This is a genomic window from Cohnella sp. AR92 (assembly GCF_003990975.1).
GTDB lineage: Bacteria > Bacillota > Bacilli > Paenibacillales > Paenibacillaceae > Cohnella.
Genome location: NZ_RZJR01000024.1, coordinates 1 through 18,800, shown reverse-complemented (window position 1 = coordinate 18,800; position 18,800 = coordinate 1). Strand labels below are relative to the sequence as shown.

Sequence of the window (18,800 nt, the reverse complement as noted above, 5' to 3'; positions counted from 1 at the left end):
CTTATGAAAATCACCATAGCCGGAACCGGGTATGTAGGCCTATCGAACGCAGTGCTACTCGCCCAGCACAACGAAGTCATCGCACTTGACATCATTCAAGAAAAAGTCGATATGATCAATGCGAGGAAGTCGCCGATTATCGATAAGGAGATTCAAGACTACCTTGACAACAAGGAATTGAACTTGATCGGGACGACGGACAATTATCTCGCTTACAAGGACGCGGACTATGTCATTATCTCGACGCCGACGAACTATGACCCGGACAAGAACTACTTCAATACAAGAAGCGTTGAAGCGGTTATTGCTACGGCGTTGTCGATTAACCCCAATGCCGTAATGGTTATTAAGTCTACGGTCCCCGTTGGGTACACTCAGCTTGTGAGAGAGAAGTTCGAGACGAACAATATTATTTTCTCGCCGGAATTTCTTAGAGAAGGCAAAGCCTTATACGATAATCTTTATCCTTCCAGAGTAGTCGTGGGCGAGCAGTCGGAACGGGCTGAAGTTTTTGCGAATTTACTTGTGCAGGGGGCCATTAAGAGGGATATACCTGTCCTGTTTACGGGCTCGACGGAAGCCGAAGCCATTAAACTCTTCGCCAATACATACTTGGCCATGAGGGTGGCCTTCTTCAATGAGCTTGATTCTTACGCGGAAGTGAGAGGGCTCAACACGAAGCAGATCATTGACGGCGTCAGTTTGGATCCGCGCATCGGAGATCACTATAACAACCCGTCCTTTGGATACGGCGGCTATTGTTTGCCTAAGGATACGAGGCAACTGCTCGCGAACTATTCCGATGTTCCTCAGAATATCATGTCAGCTATCGTTGAAGCTAATCGAACTCGCAAAGATCATATCGCGGAAATGATCATTAATAGAAACCCCAAGGTAGTCGGAATTTATCGGCTTACCATGAAGATGGATTCGGATAACTTCCGGCAATCGGCCATTCAAGGGGTTATGAAACGCATAAAAGCGAAAGGGATCGAAGTTATCGTATACGAGCCGGCTTTGGAAGGGGACTATTTTAATTCCAAGGTATTTAAAGATTTCGAACGGTTTAAAGAAAAGTCGGATGTCATCGTCGCGAACCGTTTGTCCGAAGAGTTGGCGGATGTGGCGGATAAAGTATACACGAGAGATTTGTTCAGCAGGGATTAAGGAGGGATACTATGGAATGAAGAGAGTGCGACTCATACGAACATGGAGACTTCTACTCCCGATCATTCTAATTGGTTGGCTCTTCATGATTTTCGGTTTTTCTTCTCAACCTTATCAACAACAAGATATTAAGCCCGAACTCAAAAAGCTGATCCCGGAAAACGTAGCGGAGAGAGTCGTCCCGGATATAAGCTTTCGTTATCATAATGGGATAGTGTCCGGCAAAGACAACCCTTATGGTTTTATCGAATTTTTCATTCGCAAAGGAGCCCATATGTTCGAGTATGGACTGCTTGGCCTGCTGCTCTACCTGCTGCTTTATCGAATGAACGGCAAGGGGAAGCGCAGCGTCGGCGCACTTGCATTAGCGGTAGCCGTTGCTCTAGCGGATGAGTCGAACCAGTCCCATGTGGCGAATCGAACTTCTACGATTCTCGACGTAGGTGTCGATCTGCTCGGAGCAAGCTTATCTATCGGACTAGTCCTACTAGTTTCCATTAAACTTAAATTCCGCTGAGATCTTGTCCTCACAATTTATGGGATGATGGGATCGTGAGTGTTTTATTTAGCTTGGCTAATCATATTGCACCTGCTTCGTCGGTATGAATAATAGATGGTTTCTGACCCCGTCTCGATACCGATTCGCGAGGTGAAACGATGAGAATCATTCTGTTATCTGGAGGTTCGGGCAGAAGGCTGTGGCCGCTGTCCAACGATTCCAGGTCGAAGCAATTCCTGAAGGTGCTGACGGACCCCGAGGGGAACCCGGAGTCGATGATCCAACGGGTCTGGAGACAGCTGCAGCAAGCGGACCTTCAAGCGAACGCGATCGTGGCGACAAGCCGTGCCCAAGCGGACATTCTATACAGCCAGATCGGTTCCTCCGTTCCTCTTGTGATCGAGCCTGAACGCAGGGATACTTTTCCCGCCATTGCCTTATCGGCGTCTTATCTGTACAGCGTGGAAGGAGTCAGCATGTACGAAGCGGTCGCCGTTCTTCCCGTGGACTCCCACGTGGACGACCACTTCTTCTCCAAGGTGATGGAGCTGAGGCATGTCGTTCAGAGCGGCAAGGTGGAGCTGGCGTTGATCGGGGTCGAGCCGACGATTCCCTCCTCCAAATACGGCTATATCGTTCCTCAATTCGATCCGGAGCAGGCGATCGGCGCCAATCTGCGGGTCAGCCACTTCCAAGAGAAGCCGACGGAGGAGCAAGCGGCCCGGCTGCTGAAGCAGGGAGCTCTGTGGAATTGCGGGGTGTTCGCCTTCCAGATCGGTTGGATCCTGGACCATCTCGAGAATCTGGGGCTGCCTACCGACTATGCGGAGCTGAGGGCCCGCTATGAGCAGCTTCCGAGGATCAGCTTCGACCACCAGGTCGTCGAGCGGACCCGAAGCATCTCCGTGCTTCCGTATCACGGCAACTGGAAGGACCTTGGAACCTGGAATACGCTGACGGAGGAGATGGACGCCAGGCTGATCGGCAAGGGAATCCTCTCTTCGGACAGCCGCAACACTCACCTCATCAACGAGCTCGATATTCCCGTGGCGGTGCTCGGCATCTCGGATGCCGTGGTGGCGGTCAGCCCAGACGGGATCCTTGTCTCCGACAAGGCCGCGAGCCCTAGGCTTAAGGAATTGCTTACGCTCGAGCAGCGACCGATGTACGAGGAATGCCCGTGGGGCTGGTACCGGGTCGTGGATTATAACCATTACGAGCCGCAATCGGAGATGCTGACAAGGCGAATGAACATCCATCCCGGCAAAAGAATCCCGAGCCACCTGCATCATCAGCGGGAGGAACTGTGGCTGGTTCTGTATGGAGAAGGAGAGGTATCCCTGAACGGAGTGCGGCGGATGGTGCGGGAGGGGGATACGCTGCTGATCCCGCCGGACACGGAGCATACCCTGCTGGCGCATACCCGCATGGAGATCATGGAGGTCCAGAGGGGAGCGGAGCTCGCCGAAGAGGATTACGAAGAGCCGGGGAACGCGGTTATTTAGTCGAAAAGAACGAACCGAGCCGAATAAAGGTCGACACAGCCAGCCGAAAAGCTGGCTTTTTGTCGTTTTTCGGCTGCCGACCGCTTCGGATTATTTTATCTTAATCTATTTCTAATGTAACTTTTTGAGGATTTCGGAGTCTTATTTAATAGGGAAATTGGTAGTAACGATTAACCATAGACCCAAATCCTACATACCTACATGGGAGAACGTTCATGTCTCGTAAATTTCATATGATTCCATTCTGCAGAAAATGTCTCGCCCCCGTATTGGCAGGAACGCTGATCCTTACCTCGGTAAGCGGTATCGGGCTTCCGTTCGCTTCCTCTCCGGTCGCGGTTGCCGCGACGATCGCCGCCACTTATAAGCTGGTGCAGCAGTCGGAGACGATGGTGACGGCCGGAGCCAAGCAAGTCGACTATCAATGGGTCTCCTCCAACGACAAGGAGACGACGCAGCTCGTTCATGTCATTCAGATCGACCTGACGAATCCCTACGTTCAACTGAATACGATGTCCGGCAAAGCCTCCGACGTCACTTCGAAGCAATCGGTCGGCGGCATGGCGAAGGAGACGGGAGCGGTTGCCGGAATCAACGGCGACGTCTTCAACACTTCGACGACCGGCAGCGAAGGGGTCGCGATGGGCGCGGCCATTCGTTCGGGAGAGCTGCTCACGAGCACCTCTCAATTGGCAGGCATGTACGCTTTCGCGGTCACGAAGGACCGAGTGCCGATGATCGATACGTTTACCTTCACCGGTTCGGTGACGGCTGCCGACGGTTCCGCTTTCGCGCTCACCGGCATCAACCAAAGCGCCTATATGACGGAGCCGGACAACGCGTACAGCCATGTCAACAAGCTTTATATCTATACCGACAATTGGACGGCATCCCAACGCCCGATGAACAGCTACACGACCCCGACGGAGGCTCTCGTCGTAGACGGCGTCGTCGCCGAGATCGCCAAGGGCTCGCAGATCGCGACGCCGATACCGGCTAACGGCTACATTCTGCGCGGCCATAAGGATGCGGCGGACTTCATCGTGAACCACCTCGCGGTCGGCCAGCGAATATCCTCCAGCTATCAGCTCGTCTCGCAGACGACCGGCGCTTCGTATGATCCGGCCACGTTCCAGATGATGGTGGGAGGGCATACGATTCTGGTCGACAACGGAGCGGCGGCAGCCTTCTCCCGGGATATTACCGGACTGAGCGGCAATAACGACCGCGCGCGTACGGCCGTCGGCTACTCGAAGGACGGCAAGACGGTCTATCTGATCACGGTAGAGGAGAGCGGCGGCCGCAAGGGAGTCACGCTCAAGGAACTGCAGCAGATCATGCTGCAGCTAGGCGTCTACAAGGGCGTCAACATGGACGGCGGCGGTTCGACGACGATGGTGTCCCGCCCGCTCGGGGAGACGGCGGTGACGTTGACTCATCCGACCTCGTCCGGAACCTACCAACGGCTTATCGCCAACGCGATCGGCGTGTACACGACGGCTCCGCAAGGCACGATCAAAGGCATCGTCGCGAGCGGCTCGAAGACGCTGTTCATCGGCCAGCAGGCTTCTTATTCCCTTAAGGCGTACGACACCTACTACAACCCGATCGATGCCGGCAGCTTGACTCCGACCTGGAGCGTGAGCTCGGACGTCGGCAGCATACAGAACGGAGTCTTTACGGCTTCCAAAGCAGGGACCGCGAAGCTGACGGTCAAGGCGGGGAGCGCAACGAACGACGTGAATATCGAAGTCATCGGCGCGGATCAGATCAACGAGCTGTCGATCAATCCGAGCACGACGCTGCTTCAGGCCGGACAAACGATATCCGTGCCGGTAACCGCCAAGCTGAAGGACGGCCGCGAGCTGAGCGTGCCCGCGTCTTCCGTGAAGTGGGAATTCAAGGGCTTCTCGGCGGACGTCAGCGGAGGCAAGCTCGTCGTGAAGTCGGTGAGCGGGAACGCGGCTAACGCTTACGCGATCGCGCGGTACGACGGCTTCTCGACGATGATCGTTCTCGCATCCGGCTCCGAGAAGAAGCTGGAAGACTTCGAGAATCCGGGCTACTCCGTCAGCTTCACGGCAACGCCGGCGGAGACGGTCGGCGCCGCTTCGATCGCGAGCGGAGTGACGGGGCGGGAATCGTCCAAGGTGCTGAAGCTGGATTATGACTTCACGCTGGGCAGCGGCAACAAGTATGCTTACGCGGTTCTGGGAACGGGGCTTACGCTCGATAGCGGCGCGAGCGCCCTCACCCTGGACGCGATGGGGGACAACAGCAACAGCTGGCTTCGCGCCGAAGTCAAGAACGCGGATGGCTCGATCGCCTATCTGACGCTTGCCGACAAGATCAATTGGACGGGCTGGAAGTCGCTGCGCGTCGACCTGTCCGCAGCGGGCATCAAGTATCCGGCGAAGCTGACGAAAGTCTATGTCGTCAACCTGGCGCAGGACCAGGACGAACGCGCGACGACCGGCACCGTGGCGTTGGACAACCTCTCGCTGCAGTATCCGCCTGGGGCTTCCGCGACGACCGGCAAGACCGTCGTCCTGACGGTCGGAAGCAAGGAAGCGACGATCGGCGGAACCAAGACCGCGCTGGATACCGCCCCTTACATTCAAGACAATACGACCTACGTGCCGCTTCGCTTTATCTCCGAGGCTCTCGGCGGCCAGGCGGGTTGGGATCAGACTATGAAGAGAGTCACAGTCCTAAGGGGCGCGAGGATGATAGAGTTGTGGCCGGACCGTCCGGATATGATCGCGACCGGCGTTCGAGTGACGGCCCCTGCGGCTCCGATGGTCAAGAACGGGCGCGTTCTCGTGCCGCTCCGCGTCGTATCGGAGCAGTTGGGATTGACGGTCGTCTGGGAACAAGCCAAGAAGTCTATTACAATTTATTAATGTTAATTTAACTATCACGCTCCCGGATACAACTAGGACCAAGATGTGTTATGATGGAAATAAGACCCCGCATTGCCGAAAGATTCTGCATGCGGGGGATTGGAACGGGACTCAGCGGCCTGGGACACGTGTGCGCGAGGAACCGAGAACAAAAGGGGAATCAACACATGGAGTATCGTGTGGAGCAGATCGATCGTGTCATTCAGAATGCCGTCAAAGTCATGGAAGACAGCAAGTTTCAAGTTTTTGAGATATGCGAATCGGCACGCCGCGAGCTGGAGTCTCTAGGCCAGGAACTGGAGAGGGTTCTCCAGGAGACGGGAGAGACGATCGAGCTTGTAGACCGGCTGGAGAGGGATTATCGGCTTGCGAGAATTCGGCTTACGGAAGTAAGCCGGGACTTCGTGAAGTATTCCGAGAAAGACATCAAAGCCGCCTACGAGAAAGCGACGAACATCCAGCTTGATCTTATGGTGTACCGGGAGAAAGAAGGCTATCTCAAAGCTCGGCGGGACGAGTTGCAAGGGCGCGCCCGAAACGTCGAGAGGTCGATCGAGAGGGCCGAGTCCATCGGCTCCCAGATGAATGTCGTTCTGGGGTACCTCTCGGGAGATCTGACCCAAGTGACGAGAATACTAGAATCGACGAAGAACCGGCAGATGATCGGCCTCAAGATTATCCTGGCGCAAGAGGAAGAGAGAAAGCGCATTGCGAGAGAGATCCACGACGGTCCCGCGCAATCGCTGGCTAACCTGATCCTGCGTACGGAGATTGCGGAGAGAATGCTGGGGACTCAGGAATTGGAGGTCGTAAGAGGCGAACTAATCGATCTGAAGACTCAGATTCGGCAGGATCTTGGAGAAATCCGCAAGATTATCTTTAACCTGCGTCCGATGGCGTTGGACGATCTGGGACTCATCCCGACTCTTCGCAAGTTTGTCCAAGACTTCGAGGAACGCACCACCATACATGCCAAGTTCGATGTCGCAGGCAAGGAGAAAAGAATGTCCTCCGCGCTTGAAGCGGCGATGTTTCGTCTCGTGCAGGAGGCCTTCCAGAATGCGCAGAAGCATGCTCAGCCTACCTTCGTGTCGCTGGAAGTGACTTTTCGCGAAACGACGATCGACTTGGTTATCCGGGACAACGGAAGGGGCTTCGCCGCTCATTCGATTGATGCCCATGCGCGGGAGCATTCCAAGTTCGGCTTGATCGGGATGAAGGAACGGGTGGATCTGCTCCAAGGTACGATAGAGTTCGAATCGGAAGTCGGTCAAGGCACAACCATCGTCATTGAGGTACCTATTAATGCAGAGCCGCGAAAGGAGTTGGGACATTATGGAGAACAAGATTCCGAATCGTAAAATCAAGGTGCTTCTGGCCGACGATCATCAGCTCTTCCGCGAAGGGCTTAAAAGAATTCTTAATATGGAGTCCGACTTGGAGGTAATCGGCGAGTGCGGCGACGGCATTCAAGTGCTCGAGTTCTGCAACCGCATCAAGCCGGATGTCGTGCTTCTCGATATTAATATGCCGACGGAGAACGGGGTTATCGCCACCGAGCGGCTTCGCGATATTTTCCCGGAGATCAAGGTGATCATCCTATCGATCCACGACGACGAGAGCTATGTGTTCGAGACGCTCCGCAAGGGCGCATCGGGCTATCTGCTCAAGGATATGGAAGCGGAAGCGCTCATCAACGCGATCCGCACCGTAGCGCTCGGACAAGCCTACATTCATCCCAAAGTGACGGGCAAGCTGATCAATCAGCTCCGCCGCATGACTTACCTCGACGAGATCGGAGCCGCTTCAGGTGCCGCAGCGAGCCGCGAGACGGTGACCAAGCTGATCCCGAACGGCAACAATCCGCTGACCCGCCGCGAAGCCGAGGTCCTTCGGTTGATGGCGGAAGGCAAGAGCAATAAGACGATCGGCGAGAACCTGTTCATCAGCGAGAAGACCGTCAAGAACCACGTCAGCAGCATTCTGCAGAAGATGGAAGTGGACGACCGCACTCAGGCCGTTATCAATTCGATCAAGAATGGCTGGGTTGTTCTGTAATGGAACAGCGCCAAGTGTGATTCATAGAAGCAAGAAGCAAGAAAGAACTAAACCTACATACTCGGCATCAGCAACGGCCTCCGGGATCTCCTCCGGGGGCCGTTCGGTTTGTCGGAGGAGCGGGAGGAAAGTTTAGGAGCATAGTAGCACTTGGGTTAGACGGCTTCTCCCATTGGCTCAGGATGATGGATTGATGCACGTAGGGTTTTAGGTTGCTTCTCCCGTTTGCTCAGGATGACGGACTGATGTGCGTAGGGTTAGGTTGCTTCTCCCGTTTGCTCAGGATGGCGGACTGATGCGCGTAGGGTTAGGTTGCTTCTCCCGTTCGCTCAGGATGGTGGATTGTTACGCGTAGGGTTAGGTTGCTTCTCCCGTTGGCTCAGGATGACGGACTGATGTGCGTAGGGTTAGGTGGCCTCTCCCGTTCGCTCAGGATGGCGGACTGATGCCCTAAGAGTTAGCTGGCCTCTCCCCTTCGCTCAGTAGGCGATTGTTCGGGATCAAACGGGGCGGATATCACCCCTCGAAATAATGCCCCCTTCTTTTCCACCAATGGCTTGTTGCCATTCGCGGACAGGCGGATACCGGAACGAACGCCCGAATGCCGGCATATATTGTCACACGAGGTCAAAGGGAGCCTCCGCCGCCAGGGGATGGAGCAGCCTGCTTGCATACCGGACACTGTGATCGGCCAGGAGGCAAGGCTGACCGGAAAAGTATGCCGGAGGAGGTGCTCCTGTGCTGCTTGGGTTATGCGGGGTCATCGTTGTATATGCGCTGGGAATCGTCCTCGTTCATTGGCTGGCGCGGCGCCGGCTTCATCGGGACGATAAGCATTACGTGCTCGTAGCGGGCAATCACGAGAAACAGATCGAATGGTACATGAGGTCTTTGCAGTGGTACTCCCGGAGAACGGGGACGGATATTCAGATCACGGTGGTCTTCGAGAATTCTAACGACGGTACCGAAGCGATCGTAAGGCAGTTCGCCAGAACCGATAGAGGGATCGACTGGAGTTATGAGCGGCAGCCGGACCGACCGGAGACGCAAAGCGCGGAACGAAAGCTCGTTTGGATCGAGCTTGCGAAGCAGGAGGACCTAGCGCGGCTTCCTCTTTGAGAAGACGATTGCGTCCAAGGGACAGTCGGCGTATACTAAATCCATCAGCCATACGTACGAGCGAAGCACGCTTGAGAATTGTCGATAAGACAATCTCGGCGTGCTTTTTTTGCTGTCCTGAGCGAAGGGGAGAGGCGGGCTAACGCGACATATCGGGTAAAGCGGAATCTAGTAGAAGCAAGGTGACATAGGGTCCTGAGCGAGAGGGAGAACCGAGGAGGGGAAAGAGATGAAGGCGATGGTCTATCTGTGGCAAAAGAAGAACGGAGAAGTAGAGGCGAGATTTTCAGTTGATTGGGAGGCATGCGAGCGGATGGAGATAACAAGAGAGGATGGCCGAACCGTCTGTTGGCTGCGCGAGCCAATGCCCTTAGGGATAGCCGAGGAGAGCTGCCGGTTATTTAATTTTGCAGGCAAGCGCGGGGATTCTAGGACGCCGGATCAGCGAGCGATGTCGTTGCGGCAGTCGGCGGAGAGTGCCTGGGATGCTGCGGGAGAGAAGGGGGTTTCGGTACTCGTAACGTCGCGAAGTGAAGGCGAACGCGAAAAAAACGCGGAGTGGCGAAAAGCCAACGAGACGGAATGGGAGGTACTGAGCGCGGCGGCAGAGCAGGCGGGGGCCTGCTTGCAGGGCCGCTCGCTGCTGCGAGAGGAGGCGATGGCGATGCTGGCGAAGGCTCTGCCGACGCTGCGGGAGCGGGAGCCGCTGCAAGCGCTGCAGCTCTCCGCGCTGCGCGGCGCCGTGCGCCTCGCCGCCGCGATCGCGCCTCGGGCGGCGGGCTCCGCCGGCTCGCGCCGCCGCCAAGGGCTTCGCTGCCGGCGATGCGGCAGCGGGGAAGAACGCATGCGCCGCACGCGGTGCGCCTCGTGCGGGCGAAGCGGCTGCGCCGTCTGCGAGGCATGCGCCGCGCTGGGCCGCAGCCGCGAATGCGAGCTGCTCGTGCTGGGGGCCGAGCAGCCGGGCACGGCGCTAGCCGCGCTGCCCCCCGCGTTCGAGGATCGCTGGGGGCTCAGTCCCGCGCAGCGCAGCGCGGCCGAAGCGGCCTATCGCTTCCTGCGAGCGGTCGGCGAGGCTCCTGCTTCTATAGCGGTGGAGCCATGCCAACCCCTCGCTTGCTCGCAGCATCTCGCAACGCAAGCCCTGCGCTTGCTTCGCCGCATGCTCGCCTCCTTGGCCCTCACCTCCGGCCGATCCTCCCACGCCGACCATCCGGCTAGAAGCTTTCTTCTCTGGGCGGTGACCGGCGCCGGCAAAACCGAGATGATCTTCCCGCTGTTGGATGCCGTGTTGAGGGCCGGCGGCCGAGCTCTTATCGCGACACCGCGCAGGGACGTCGTGCTGGAGCTGGCTCCCCGGCTGCTTAAGGCGTTTCCCGACGTTCGCCAGGCGGTTCTTTATGGCGGCAGCGAGGACCGCTGGACGAACGCTCCACTTACGATCGCGACGACCCACCAGCTGATGCGATTCCAGCATTCGTTCGATCTGGTGCTCGTGGACGAGCTGGATGCCTTCCCCTACCACAATGATCCCGTGCTGCACTATGCCGCGGATAAGGCCCGCCGCCGTCACGGGGCGACGGTTCTGCTCAGCGCGACCCCTCCCGCGAAGCTGCGCCAACGTATTCGAAGAGGACAGGCGGGATGCGCTCGGGTGCCGGTTCGCTACCACCGGCATCCTCTTCCGGTTCCGCAACGCCTATCTCTTCCTCCCCTATCCAAGCTAGTCCAAAGGAGAGAGCTGCCGCGGGCTCTGCTCGCCCCGATAACCGTCTCCGTTCGCCGCGGGGCTCAGGTTTTCGTGTTTGTTCCCTACATTAAACACGTGTTGCCGGTCGTGGGCCTTCTTCGAAGAGCCGCCCCGGCCTTGGGCATCCGCACGGAAGAGATTGCGGGAACCTACTCCAGCGATCCGGAGCGGGCATCTAAGGTGCAGGATTTCCGGCAGAAAAAGCTTCGACTGCTGGTGACGACCACCATCCTGGAGCGGGGAGTGACGATTCCGAAGAGCGATGTCTTTATTCTGGGCGCTCACCAATCCACCTTCGACGACGCTTCGCTTGTCCAGATGGCCGGGAGGGCGGGACGTTCGGCGGACGATCCGTTCGGGCGCGTTTATTTCGGCTCGCCCTACCTTACGCTTTCTCAACGGCAGGCTTGTCGGCAGATACGCGCGATGAATCGCATGGCGCGAAGGCGGGGGTATCTTAGGCAGGAGGGCGAGAGGGCATGAGGTTAGCCGACCGTCTGCATGAATGGCTTCACCCGAGAATGCCCGACTGTGTGCTCTGCGGCCAGTCAATCGGAAGGAACGCTTCTGGTCCTCTCCCTGTCAGGGATGCCTTCTTCAGGCGGATCCTGCGAGAAGGACTGTGCGGAAGCTGTCTAGGCTGGATCCCTTGGATCCTGACGATCGCCTGCCCGATCTGTGGAAGGCCGGATCGCTGCGGGGATTGCCTGCGCCGTCCGAACCGGCCGTTCGTGCGAAGCCGGGGAGCCGTCCGGTACGACGACGCCATGAAGGAACTTCTCGCTCTCTACAAATATAGAGGCTTGGAGAAGCTGGAGCCGATCCTTGCCGCGATGCTGTCGGCAGCCGTCGAGCCCATGCTCTCGGAGATGCGCTTCGATGCGGTCACGGCTGTCCCTATCGCCGAACGAAGGCTGGAGGAGAGGGGCTTCGACCAGGCGGAGCGGATCGCGTGCGCCGTCGCGGAACGCTACCGGATCCCGTTTCGGCCGCTTCTGAAGCGAACCCGGCATACGGGGAAGCAGAGCTTCAAGGGCCGCAGGGACCGAATCGAAGACATGAAGGGGACGTTCGCCGCCATCGAGCCTCCTCCGGCTTTGGGACAAGCGTCTCGCGCTCTTCCTTTTCCCCAATCCGGTCCTCGCATTCTTCTTATCGACGATATCTACACGACCGGAAGCACGATGGCGGAATGCTCGGCGGCGCTGCGGCAAGCCTATCCGAACGGGGAAATTCACGGAGCCGTCTGGGCGAGGTCTTGACTGTCGTCTAGTCCTAAATGCTCTATTCTTCCATTGAAAAAATTAGTATGATAGAATGAATCCTAGTACTTTCTATCGAGCTTTGTCGAGAATGGAGGAAACGTAAGTGGATCTGGCTAATTGCCCCCGCTGCGGCCGACTGTTCGCCCGCCACTTCCGCGACATTTGTCCGAATTGTTATGGTGATATAGAGAAGGAATACGAGACTTGCACGGACTTCCTAAGGAAGAACAAGGGCGCGACGATCACGGAACTGTCCGAGGAGACGGGAGTGTCGGTCAAGCAAATCACGAGATTCATCAAGGAAGGCCGAATCTCGTTGTATAATGCTCCTAACATGTCTTACCCTTGCGAAGTATGCGGCACGCTAATTCGGGAAGGAAACATGTGCGACAATTGCCGAAGCCGGCTGCGCAAGGACGTGAACAACGCAAGCGCCCAGAATCGGGACATGCAGGATCGTGGACCATCCAAGCACAGCGCTTATCAGATCGGGGATCGCCTTCGCGACCGCGAATAATTCTCTATAAACATTTAGCAGATTATGACCGATAATACCAACATAGGTATTATCGGTTTTATTTATGAGGTGATCTCTGTGAAGATTAATCAAACCCAACGGGTCGGCCTGTATCAGGCTTACCAGCAGGCTGCGGAGGCGCGTCCCGACCAGGCGGTCGGCAAGAAGCGCAAGGACGAGGTTCAGATATCGGCCGAAGCGAAGGAACTGCTAGGAGCCCAAGGTACGGAAGCGGCGCGAGCGGAGAAAATTGAGGCTCTAAAGCAGGAAGTTTCATCCGGAACCTACCATGTGGACGCGGGAGTCATTGCCGAGAAGTTGCTGCCATTCATCATAAGACAGTCGTAGCCTATGAGATCGGGGATGAATGAATTGGTATTGGAACGTCTGTATGAGGCTATGGAGATTCTGATTGAGCAGCACATCAATTTGAGCGAGATGTCCGAGCAGAAGAAGCAGGCGATTATCCGCAACGATGTCAATTTGTTGATCGAACTGACAACGAGAGAATCGAGATTGGTGAAGCTGATCTCCAAGACGGAAGAACAGAGGATAGCGGCAGTCACTGACTATTGCGTCGAGAGTGGGCTGGGAACTGGAGCTGCAGCAACAGTCTCGACCATTATTCGGCTGATCCCGAACGCGCACGACAAGGCCAAGCTAATCGATCTCAGTCAGCGTTTGAACGAGCTGTTGACAAAATTGAAGGCGTTGAACGAGGGCAACATGAAGTTGCTTCGTTATGCGGCGGAGTTCAATGAGTTCTCGCTGCATTTGCTGGCTGGGACGGATGCTCAGGATTATGTATATACGCGGCCCGACGCGCAGACCGGGTACGGTAACGGCGCAAGGGCTTTTGATTACCGGACATGATGCGATTGTACAACTAATGAGAGAGGTGATTTCTCCGTGACATCTTCTTTTATGGGGATCGAGACTTCGAAGAGAAGCTTAATGACGCAGCAGATTGCGCTGAATACGACAGGGCATAACGTAGCCAATGCTAATACGGAAGGCTACACTCGACAGACGGTGAATATGGTTGCGTCCAGACCGATTGAAGCGGTAGGCTTGACGCATTCTACTCGTCCAGGACAACTGGGTACGGGGGTTGAGTTCAGCTCCATTGACCGGATTCGCGAGTCCTTCCTCGACAGCCAGTTTCGCAAAGAGAGCTCGAACTCCGGCAGTTGGTCGGTACAGGAGAGCATCTTGGCAAAGCTGGAGACGATTGTGAATGAGCCTTCGGAATCCGGGTTACGCAGCGTCATCGATAAGTTCTGGGACTCTTGGTATGACCTAAGCGAGAATCCGGAAGATCTGACGGCCAGGAAGCTCGTCAGTCAGACTGCTCAATCCCTCGCAGATGCGTTTAACCAATCTTACGATCAATTAGAAGACCTTCAGGCCGATCTGACGGAGAACATTAGGGTCAAGGCGGCGGAGATGAATACGACGATCCAGACAATCGCCGGACTTAACGATCAGATTCGGAAGATCGAAGCGCTCGGAGATAACGCGAATGATTTGCGCGACCAGAGGGATTTGCTAGTCGATAAACTGTCGTCGGACATAAACATCAGTTTCACTGAGATGCCGAATGGCGACTATCAGATTACGATGGGAAACCAAGAACTCGTGAATGGCGGAAGGGCGACGCCGTTAACGGCAGACGATCTGGTGTCAAGCTTCGGCGGTAATTTGACAGGCGGCGAAGTGTACGGCATGATCAAGTCTCGCGATCAATACGTTACGACCTACAAGGATCAATTGAATACGCTCGTGAACGGAATGGTGAACGGCGACATCACGATTAAGATTCCGGCCGGCTCGACGATTCCGGATGGAACGGTATTGGCAGTGCAGAACGGAACGACATCAACAAGCGTCACCTTTAACGATACGAATCGATTCCTGACATCGGATTTGACCGTCACAGTCAAAGGACTGAACGGGCTGCATCAGCTTGGTTACTTGATTCAAGGTGCGACCAATGCACCCGTAAGCGGAGGCTTGTTCTTCGTATCGGCGGATGGCGGTCCTCTATCTGCGAGCAATATTGCGCTTAATCCGGAAATCGTTAAGGATGCGTCCAAGATTGCTTCGTCGATGCGGACGGTTAAGAACGATGACGGTACAGAGACGATCGTGAACGGCAACAAGGACTTGGCGATACTAATTGCTCAGTATAAGGATACTAAGATTGATTTCTCGTCGGTTGGAGCAGCATCCAGCGGCAGTTCGAAGGGTACCATGCAAGATTACTTCCGCTCAATCGTCGGTCAACTCGGTGTTCAGAGCGAGGAAGCGCAGCGGCAAGCGAAGAACGCTCAGAGTGTTGTTGCTCAAGTAGAGGGTAACCGACAATCGGTCAGTGGCGTATCTCTTGACGAAGAGATGTCTAACATGATCAAGTTCCAGCACGCTTACAGCGCAGCGGCGCGGTTCATGACGACGATTGACGAGACGTTGGACAAGCTCATTAACGGCACGGGTGTCGTGGGCAGATAATCTATCGATTAGAGGATGGGGTTGACATACCATGGTGGCGCGTATAACACAAGGAGCGATTACATCGCAGCTGCTTCGCAATCTGAATAACAATCTCAATCGATCATCTAAGATCGAGGAGCAGTTGTCTACCGGCATGAAGATCAATAAACCTTCTGACGACCCAGTCGGTATTACTTATTCTCTTCGGTATCGGAGTGACCTCTCCGTTAACGAAAGGTATAAATCGAACGTTGACTCCGCCGTCTCTTGGCTAGATTACAATGATACTTTATTGTCGCAAGTGAACGATGTGTTGAAGCGCGTTAAGGAATTAGCTGTGCAAGGATCCAATGGCACTAATCCGGATGTTTCATTGGATAATATAGCCCTTGAGATGAATCAATTGAAGGGTCAATTAGTCGAGATTGGGAATAGTACATTTAATGGTAAGTATGTTTTCAACGGCCAGTTCACTGGAGATATTCCCTATCCGGATTCTAACAAGGCGATCGAGACTGTAACAGATTCTGGCACGATTGACTACGTCATTGGCGCGGGCATCAAGCTCCCGGTCAATTTGAGCGGCAATGCTGTATTCGGCTATCCGCCTAATTCCGTGGACAAGAGTGTAGTTAAATCACCCGTCTATGAGGACGATAATATTTTTAATGTTCTTGATCAGATGATAACGAATCTTCAATCGGGTACTGGAGTAGCGAATCAAATTTCGTTGCTTGAATCTAGAATGGATAAAATATTGACGCAGCAAGCGGATATTGGAGCTAGAACCAATCGCGTGGAATTGATGCAATCCAGGCTGGCGGACTTGAACATGAACTTACAAAGCTTGCAGGCCAAGACAGAAGACGTCGATTATGACGACTTAATAATCAAGTCGAAAGTAAATGACAATGTATACCAGGCCTCGCTGTCTGTCGGATCCAAGATCATCCAGCCTACTTTGGTTGATTTTCTGAATTAATCAATAATGCAAGGGGGGGGCGAGTCTTGATTCCGCAGATCTCCATTAGTTCTCAGCGTGGTTTAATCGGAATCGACTCCGAGCCCGGCCGCTATGAAATTCGAACGTTTCGACCTCAATTAGAGGTCGAGACGACGAAGCCGCAGATGACAGCCCATACGGCTCCGGGAACGCTGAACATCGACAACTCGGATACGCAGAATGCGTTGACTGGCGGGAAGCCGGTTGTATTCTGGGAGCGTATCTACTCCCAATACAAACAGGTTGTTCAACAGAACATTCAGCGGATCGTCGACGAAGGCAATCAGATGGGTGACTTAAGAATCAAGCGCAACCCGATTCCGGATATGGCGCTTAACGAATTTATCGAAGGTGGCCCAGATCTTCAGGTATACGGTTTTGCATCGCCTCGGAACGTACATTTCGAATACGTTCCGAACGAACTTAATCTCGAGATTACTCCGGGGGATGTAAAGATCACACCGCATATTCAGAAACCAGAGATCAACTTCCGACGCGGTTCGGTTGACATCTACATGCAGCAATATCCGAAAGTGACGATTACTCCTCCGCAAGTCGATATTACAGTATAGTCATGCTATAACTAGCTATAGGCGAATCATGCGCACTATAGCTTTTTATCATTTTCAGACAGGTGGGGTCTTGATGAAATTAGAAACGGCACAATTTGGGCAGATTGAGATAGAGGAAGACCATATTTATCTATTCGAACAGGGTATTCCCGGATTCGAGCACGCAACTCGATTTGTCTTCATTGACGTAGAGGAACATGAATCGTTCTCGTATATGCAATCTGTAGACGATAAGAATTTGTCATTCATCGTTGTAGATCCATTCGAATTCTATAAGAGCTACGAGTTTAACTTGCCTGACCTAGCGGTGGAGCAACTGCAAGTGTACCCCTCCGAACAGATTAAAATTCGCACCATTGTAACCGTTCGAGAGAAGTTAGAGCATGCTACAACCAATCTCGTTGCGCCAATCGTTCTTAATGATAGTAAACGTTTAGGGAAGCAAGTAATTCTGACGTCGACAAGCTATACGACACGGCACAAGCTGTTTGAAGCCAGTAATATGAAGTAGAAAGGGGCGATCGCCATGTTGGTATTATCTCGAAAAAAAGGACAAGCGATTGTTCTCCAGGATCAGATTGAATTGACCATTCTTGAGATAGAGGGGGACACGATTAAGCTTGGAATATCAGCGCCTAAGGACGTTCAGATTGTTCGAAAAGAGCTGCTAACGTCCGTCAAGGAGACAAATAAAGAAGCGGCGGGTATGCCGGAGGACATTAGTAACTTGTTTGCAGATATAAAAAAAATGTCTCCAAAGCTATAAATGTTAAGCATAAAATAGCCGATATATAAATTAGCAAGCGCCGAAAGGAACTTGTGAGTCCACAAGGATGTGGCAATCACCCAAATTCAAGGAGGAATTTCAAGATGATTATCAATCACAACCTTCCAGCAGTAAACACGCACCGCAACATGACCCTGAACAACAATGCAGCTTCTAAGAACATGGAAAAGCTGTCTTCCGGTCTTCGCATTAACCGCGCAGCTGACGATGCTGCTGGTTTGGCAGTATCCGAGAAGATGCGTGGTCAAATCCGCGGTCTGGAGATGGCGCAACGCAACGTACAAGACGGTATCTCTTACGTACAAACGGCTGAAGGCGCAATGAACGAAGTTTCTTCCATGCTTTCTCGTATGAAAGAACTGAACGTTCAGAAGCTGAACGGCACGTACTCGACGGGAGATAAGGCTAACATCGACGTTGAGCTTAACGCACTGGGCTCCCAGATCGACAAGATCATGACCGATACGACGTTCAATGGAATTCACATCAACAACACGACCGGCGTTACGATTCAATCGGACGATGCTTCGCAGCAAATCGTGATCGGCAGCATTACGACTACTGATTTCGTAGGTCTGACCAGTGCTAAGACTCTTACTAACATTGAAACGGCGATTTCTAGCGTTTCTACTGAGCGCGCTAAACTGGGTGCGCTGCAGAACCGTCTTGAGTACACGTCCAACAACTTGGGCACGACAACTGAGAACCTGACTGCTTCCGAATCCCGCATCCGTGATACGGATATGGCGAAGGAAATGGTCAACCTCACGAAGAACAACATCCTGCTGCAAGCTTCCCAAGCGATGCTCGCACAAGCGAACTCGCAGCCGCAAGGCGTTCTTTCGCTGCTTCGTTAATCGTTCTTGCTTCTCGAACAGAGACCTTAGATTATCTAAGGCCTCTGTTTTTTTGTTATAACTAATTTTTGAGATGTTAAATGACCTGGACAGTGAAAAGTTCTCGCTAAAAATGGTCGCATAGCAAAATAACCCAATCAGCGATTCTGTGGTATCCTTAAGGTTCTCAGGCCAGAAAGGAGAGCAGATCGCTAGATCGGGTTACTCTGTTAGTTTACCCGATTTCGTCGCGACCGACCATACTATGTTGAAATTTATCAATGAAATTTTATCTGCCTTTCGTGCTTGTTTCTCACGCGCCGCCGCCT

18 protein-coding genes are annotated in these 18,800 nt (G+C 54.0%); all 18 read left to right on the top strand.

Features of this window, described 5'->3' with window-relative positions; translation table 11 throughout:
* The first annotated feature begins 3 nt into the window (after nucleotides 1-3).
* The 18 genes from ELR57_RS26500 (at nucleotide 4) to ELR57_RS26415 (ending at nucleotide 18,492) form a co-directional block, all read left to right on the top strand.
* Complete coding sequence (locus tag ELR57_RS26500; protein ID WP_126962736.1) at nucleotides 4-1,167, top strand: nucleotide sugar dehydrogenase; 1,164 nt, start codon at nucleotides 4-6, stop codon at nucleotides 1,165-1,167.
* Between the two features lie 16 nt (nucleotides 1,168-1,183).
* Entirely contained in the window at nucleotides 1,184-1,684 is a 501-nt protein-coding gene (locus ELR57_RS26495) for a VanZ family protein (protein WP_158630188.1), read from the top strand.
* 140 nt (nucleotides 1,685-1,824) lie between these two features.
* Nucleotides 1,825-3,171, top strand: a complete 1,347-nt coding sequence (locus ELR57_RS26490; protein WP_126962732.1) for a sugar phosphate nucleotidyltransferase — start codon at nucleotides 1,825-1,827, stop codon at nucleotides 3,169-3,171.
* A gap of 215 nt (nucleotides 3,172-3,386) precedes the next feature.
* Entirely contained in the window at nucleotides 3,387-6,074 is a 2,688-nt protein-coding gene (locus ELR57_RS26485; RefSeq protein WP_238162711.1) for a stalk domain-containing protein, read from the top strand.
* A 167-nt stretch (nucleotides 6,075-6,241) separates the two neighbouring features.
* On the top strand, nucleotides 6,242-7,435 hold the full coding sequence (locus tag ELR57_RS26480) for a sensor histidine kinase (protein WP_126962730.1): 1,194 nt from the start codon (nucleotides 6,242-6,244) through the stop codon (nucleotides 7,433-7,435).
* Complete coding sequence (locus tag ELR57_RS26475) at nucleotides 7,410-8,132, top strand: response regulator (protein WP_126962728.1); 723 nt, start codon at nucleotides 7,410-7,412, stop codon at nucleotides 8,130-8,132. Before ELR57_RS26480 ends, ELR57_RS26475 begins: the two co-directional genes overlap by 26 nt.
* Nucleotides 8,133-8,870: 738 nt before the next feature.
* A complete protein-coding gene (locus ELR57_RS26470; RefSeq protein WP_126962727.1) occupies nucleotides 8,871-9,251 on the top strand; it encodes a glycosyltransferase family A protein in 381 nt (126 codons plus the stop codon).
* Nucleotides 9,252-9,564: 313 nt separating this feature from the next.
* Complete coding sequence (locus ELR57_RS26465; RefSeq protein WP_158630187.1) at nucleotides 9,565-11,481, top strand: helicase-related protein; 1,917 nt, start codon at nucleotides 9,565-9,567, stop codon at nucleotides 11,479-11,481.
* On the top strand, nucleotides 11,478-12,260 hold the full coding sequence (locus ELR57_RS26460; RefSeq protein ID WP_126962723.1) for a ComFC family protein: 783 nt from the start codon (nucleotides 11,478-11,480) through the stop codon (nucleotides 12,258-12,260). The genes ELR57_RS26465 and ELR57_RS26460 overlap by 4 nt, the downstream gene beginning before the upstream one ends.
* Nucleotides 12,261-12,366: 106 nt before the next feature.
* The gene (locus ELR57_RS26455) at nucleotides 12,367-12,780 is read left to right on the top strand and encodes a TIGR03826 family flagellar region protein (RefSeq protein ID WP_126962721.1); all 414 of its coding nucleotides are present in this window, start codon (nucleotides 12,367-12,369) and stop codon (nucleotides 12,778-12,780) included.
* A 78-nt stretch (nucleotides 12,781-12,858) separates the two neighbouring features.
* Complete coding sequence (gene flgM, locus ELR57_RS26450; protein WP_192896624.1) at nucleotides 12,859-13,128, top strand: flagellar biosynthesis anti-sigma factor FlgM; 270 nt, start codon at nucleotides 12,859-12,861, stop codon at nucleotides 13,126-13,128.
* A gap of 15 nt (nucleotides 13,129-13,143) precedes the next feature.
* Nucleotides 13,144-13,653 (top strand): flagellar protein FlgN, encoded by a 510-nt coding sequence (locus tag ELR57_RS26445; RefSeq protein ID WP_158630186.1) that lies wholly within the window; start codon nucleotides 13,144-13,146, stop codon nucleotides 13,651-13,653.
* A 36-nt stretch (nucleotides 13,654-13,689) separates the two neighbouring features.
* Complete coding sequence (gene flgK, locus ELR57_RS26440) at nucleotides 13,690-15,291, top strand: flagellar hook-associated protein FlgK (protein ID WP_126962715.1); 1,602 nt, start codon at nucleotides 13,690-13,692, stop codon at nucleotides 15,289-15,291.
* Between the two features lie 31 nt (nucleotides 15,292-15,322).
* Nucleotides 15,323-16,255 carry a flagellar hook-associated protein FlgL gene (gene flgL, locus ELR57_RS26435; protein ID WP_126962713.1) on the top strand — a complete coding sequence of 311 codons (933 nt, stop codon included), beginning with the start codon at nucleotides 15,323-15,325 and terminating at the stop codon, nucleotides 16,253-16,255.
* A 26-nt stretch (nucleotides 16,256-16,281) separates the two neighbouring features.
* Nucleotides 16,282-16,848 (top strand): DUF6470 family protein, encoded by a 567-nt coding sequence (locus ELR57_RS26430; protein ID WP_126962711.1) that lies wholly within the window; start codon nucleotides 16,282-16,284, stop codon nucleotides 16,846-16,848.
* Between the two features lie 73 nt (nucleotides 16,849-16,921).
* Nucleotides 16,922-17,359 (top strand): flagellar assembly protein FliW, encoded by a 438-nt coding sequence (gene fliW, locus ELR57_RS26425; RefSeq protein ID WP_158630185.1) that lies wholly within the window; start codon nucleotides 16,922-16,924, stop codon nucleotides 17,357-17,359.
* A gap of 15 nt (nucleotides 17,360-17,374) precedes the next feature.
* Nucleotides 17,375-17,614, top strand: coding sequence for a carbon storage regulator CsrA (gene csrA / locus ELR57_RS26420; RefSeq protein WP_126962707.1), 240 nt, complete (start codon nucleotides 17,375-17,377; stop codon nucleotides 17,612-17,614).
* Between the two features lie 104 nt (nucleotides 17,615-17,718).
* The gene (locus ELR57_RS26415) at nucleotides 17,719-18,492 is read left to right on the top strand and encodes a flagellin N-terminal helical domain-containing protein (RefSeq protein WP_126962705.1); all 774 of its coding nucleotides are present in this window, start codon (nucleotides 17,719-17,721) and stop codon (nucleotides 18,490-18,492) included.
* Nucleotides 18,493-18,800: the final 308 nt, after the last annotated feature.

Excerpts from the sequence above, each read along its gene's own strand:
- ELR57_RS26465 (WP_158630187.1), top strand. The coding sequence starts at position 9,565 with ATGGAGATAACAAGAGAGGATGGCCGAACCGTCTGTTGGCTGCGCGAG.
- ELR57_RS26495 (WP_158630188.1), top strand. The coding sequence starts at position 1,184 with ATGAAGAGAGTGCGACTCATACGAACATGGAGACTTCTACTCCCGATC.
- ELR57_RS26415 (WP_126962705.1), top strand. The coding sequence starts at position 17,719 with ATGATTATCAATCACAACCTTCCAGCAGTAAACACGCACCGCAACATG.
- csrA (WP_126962707.1), top strand. The coding sequence starts at position 17,375 with ATGTTGGTATTATCTCGAAAAAAAGGACAAGCGATTGTTCTCCAGGAT.
- fliW (WP_158630185.1), top strand. The coding sequence starts at position 16,922 with ATGAAATTAGAAACGGCACAATTTGGGCAGATTGAGATAGAGGAAGAC.
- ELR57_RS26460 (WP_126962723.1), top strand. The coding sequence starts at position 11,478 with ATGAGGTTAGCCGACCGTCTGCATGAATGGCTTCACCCGAGAATGCCC.
- ELR57_RS26475 (WP_126962728.1), top strand. The coding sequence starts at position 7,410 with ATGGAGAACAAGATTCCGAATCGTAAAATCAAGGTGCTTCTGGCCGAC.
- flgL (WP_126962713.1), top strand. The coding sequence starts at position 15,323 with ATGGTGGCGCGTATAACACAAGGAGCGATTACATCGCAGCTGCTTCGC.
- ELR57_RS26480 (WP_126962730.1), top strand. The coding sequence starts at position 6,242 with ATGGAGTATCGTGTGGAGCAGATCGATCGTGTCATTCAGAATGCCGTC.
- ELR57_RS26445 (WP_158630186.1), top strand. The coding sequence starts at position 13,144 with ATGAATGAATTGGTATTGGAACGTCTGTATGAGGCTATGGAGATTCTG.
- ELR57_RS26490 (WP_126962732.1), top strand. The coding sequence starts at position 1,825 with ATGAGAATCATTCTGTTATCTGGAGGTTCGGGCAGAAGGCTGTGGCCG.
- ELR57_RS26485 (WP_238162711.1), top strand. The coding sequence starts at position 3,387 with ATGTCTCGTAAATTTCATATGATTCCATTCTGCAGAAAATGTCTCGCC.
- ELR57_RS26500 (WP_126962736.1), top strand. The coding sequence starts at position 4 with ATGAAAATCACCATAGCCGGAACCGGGTATGTAGGCCTATCGAACGCA.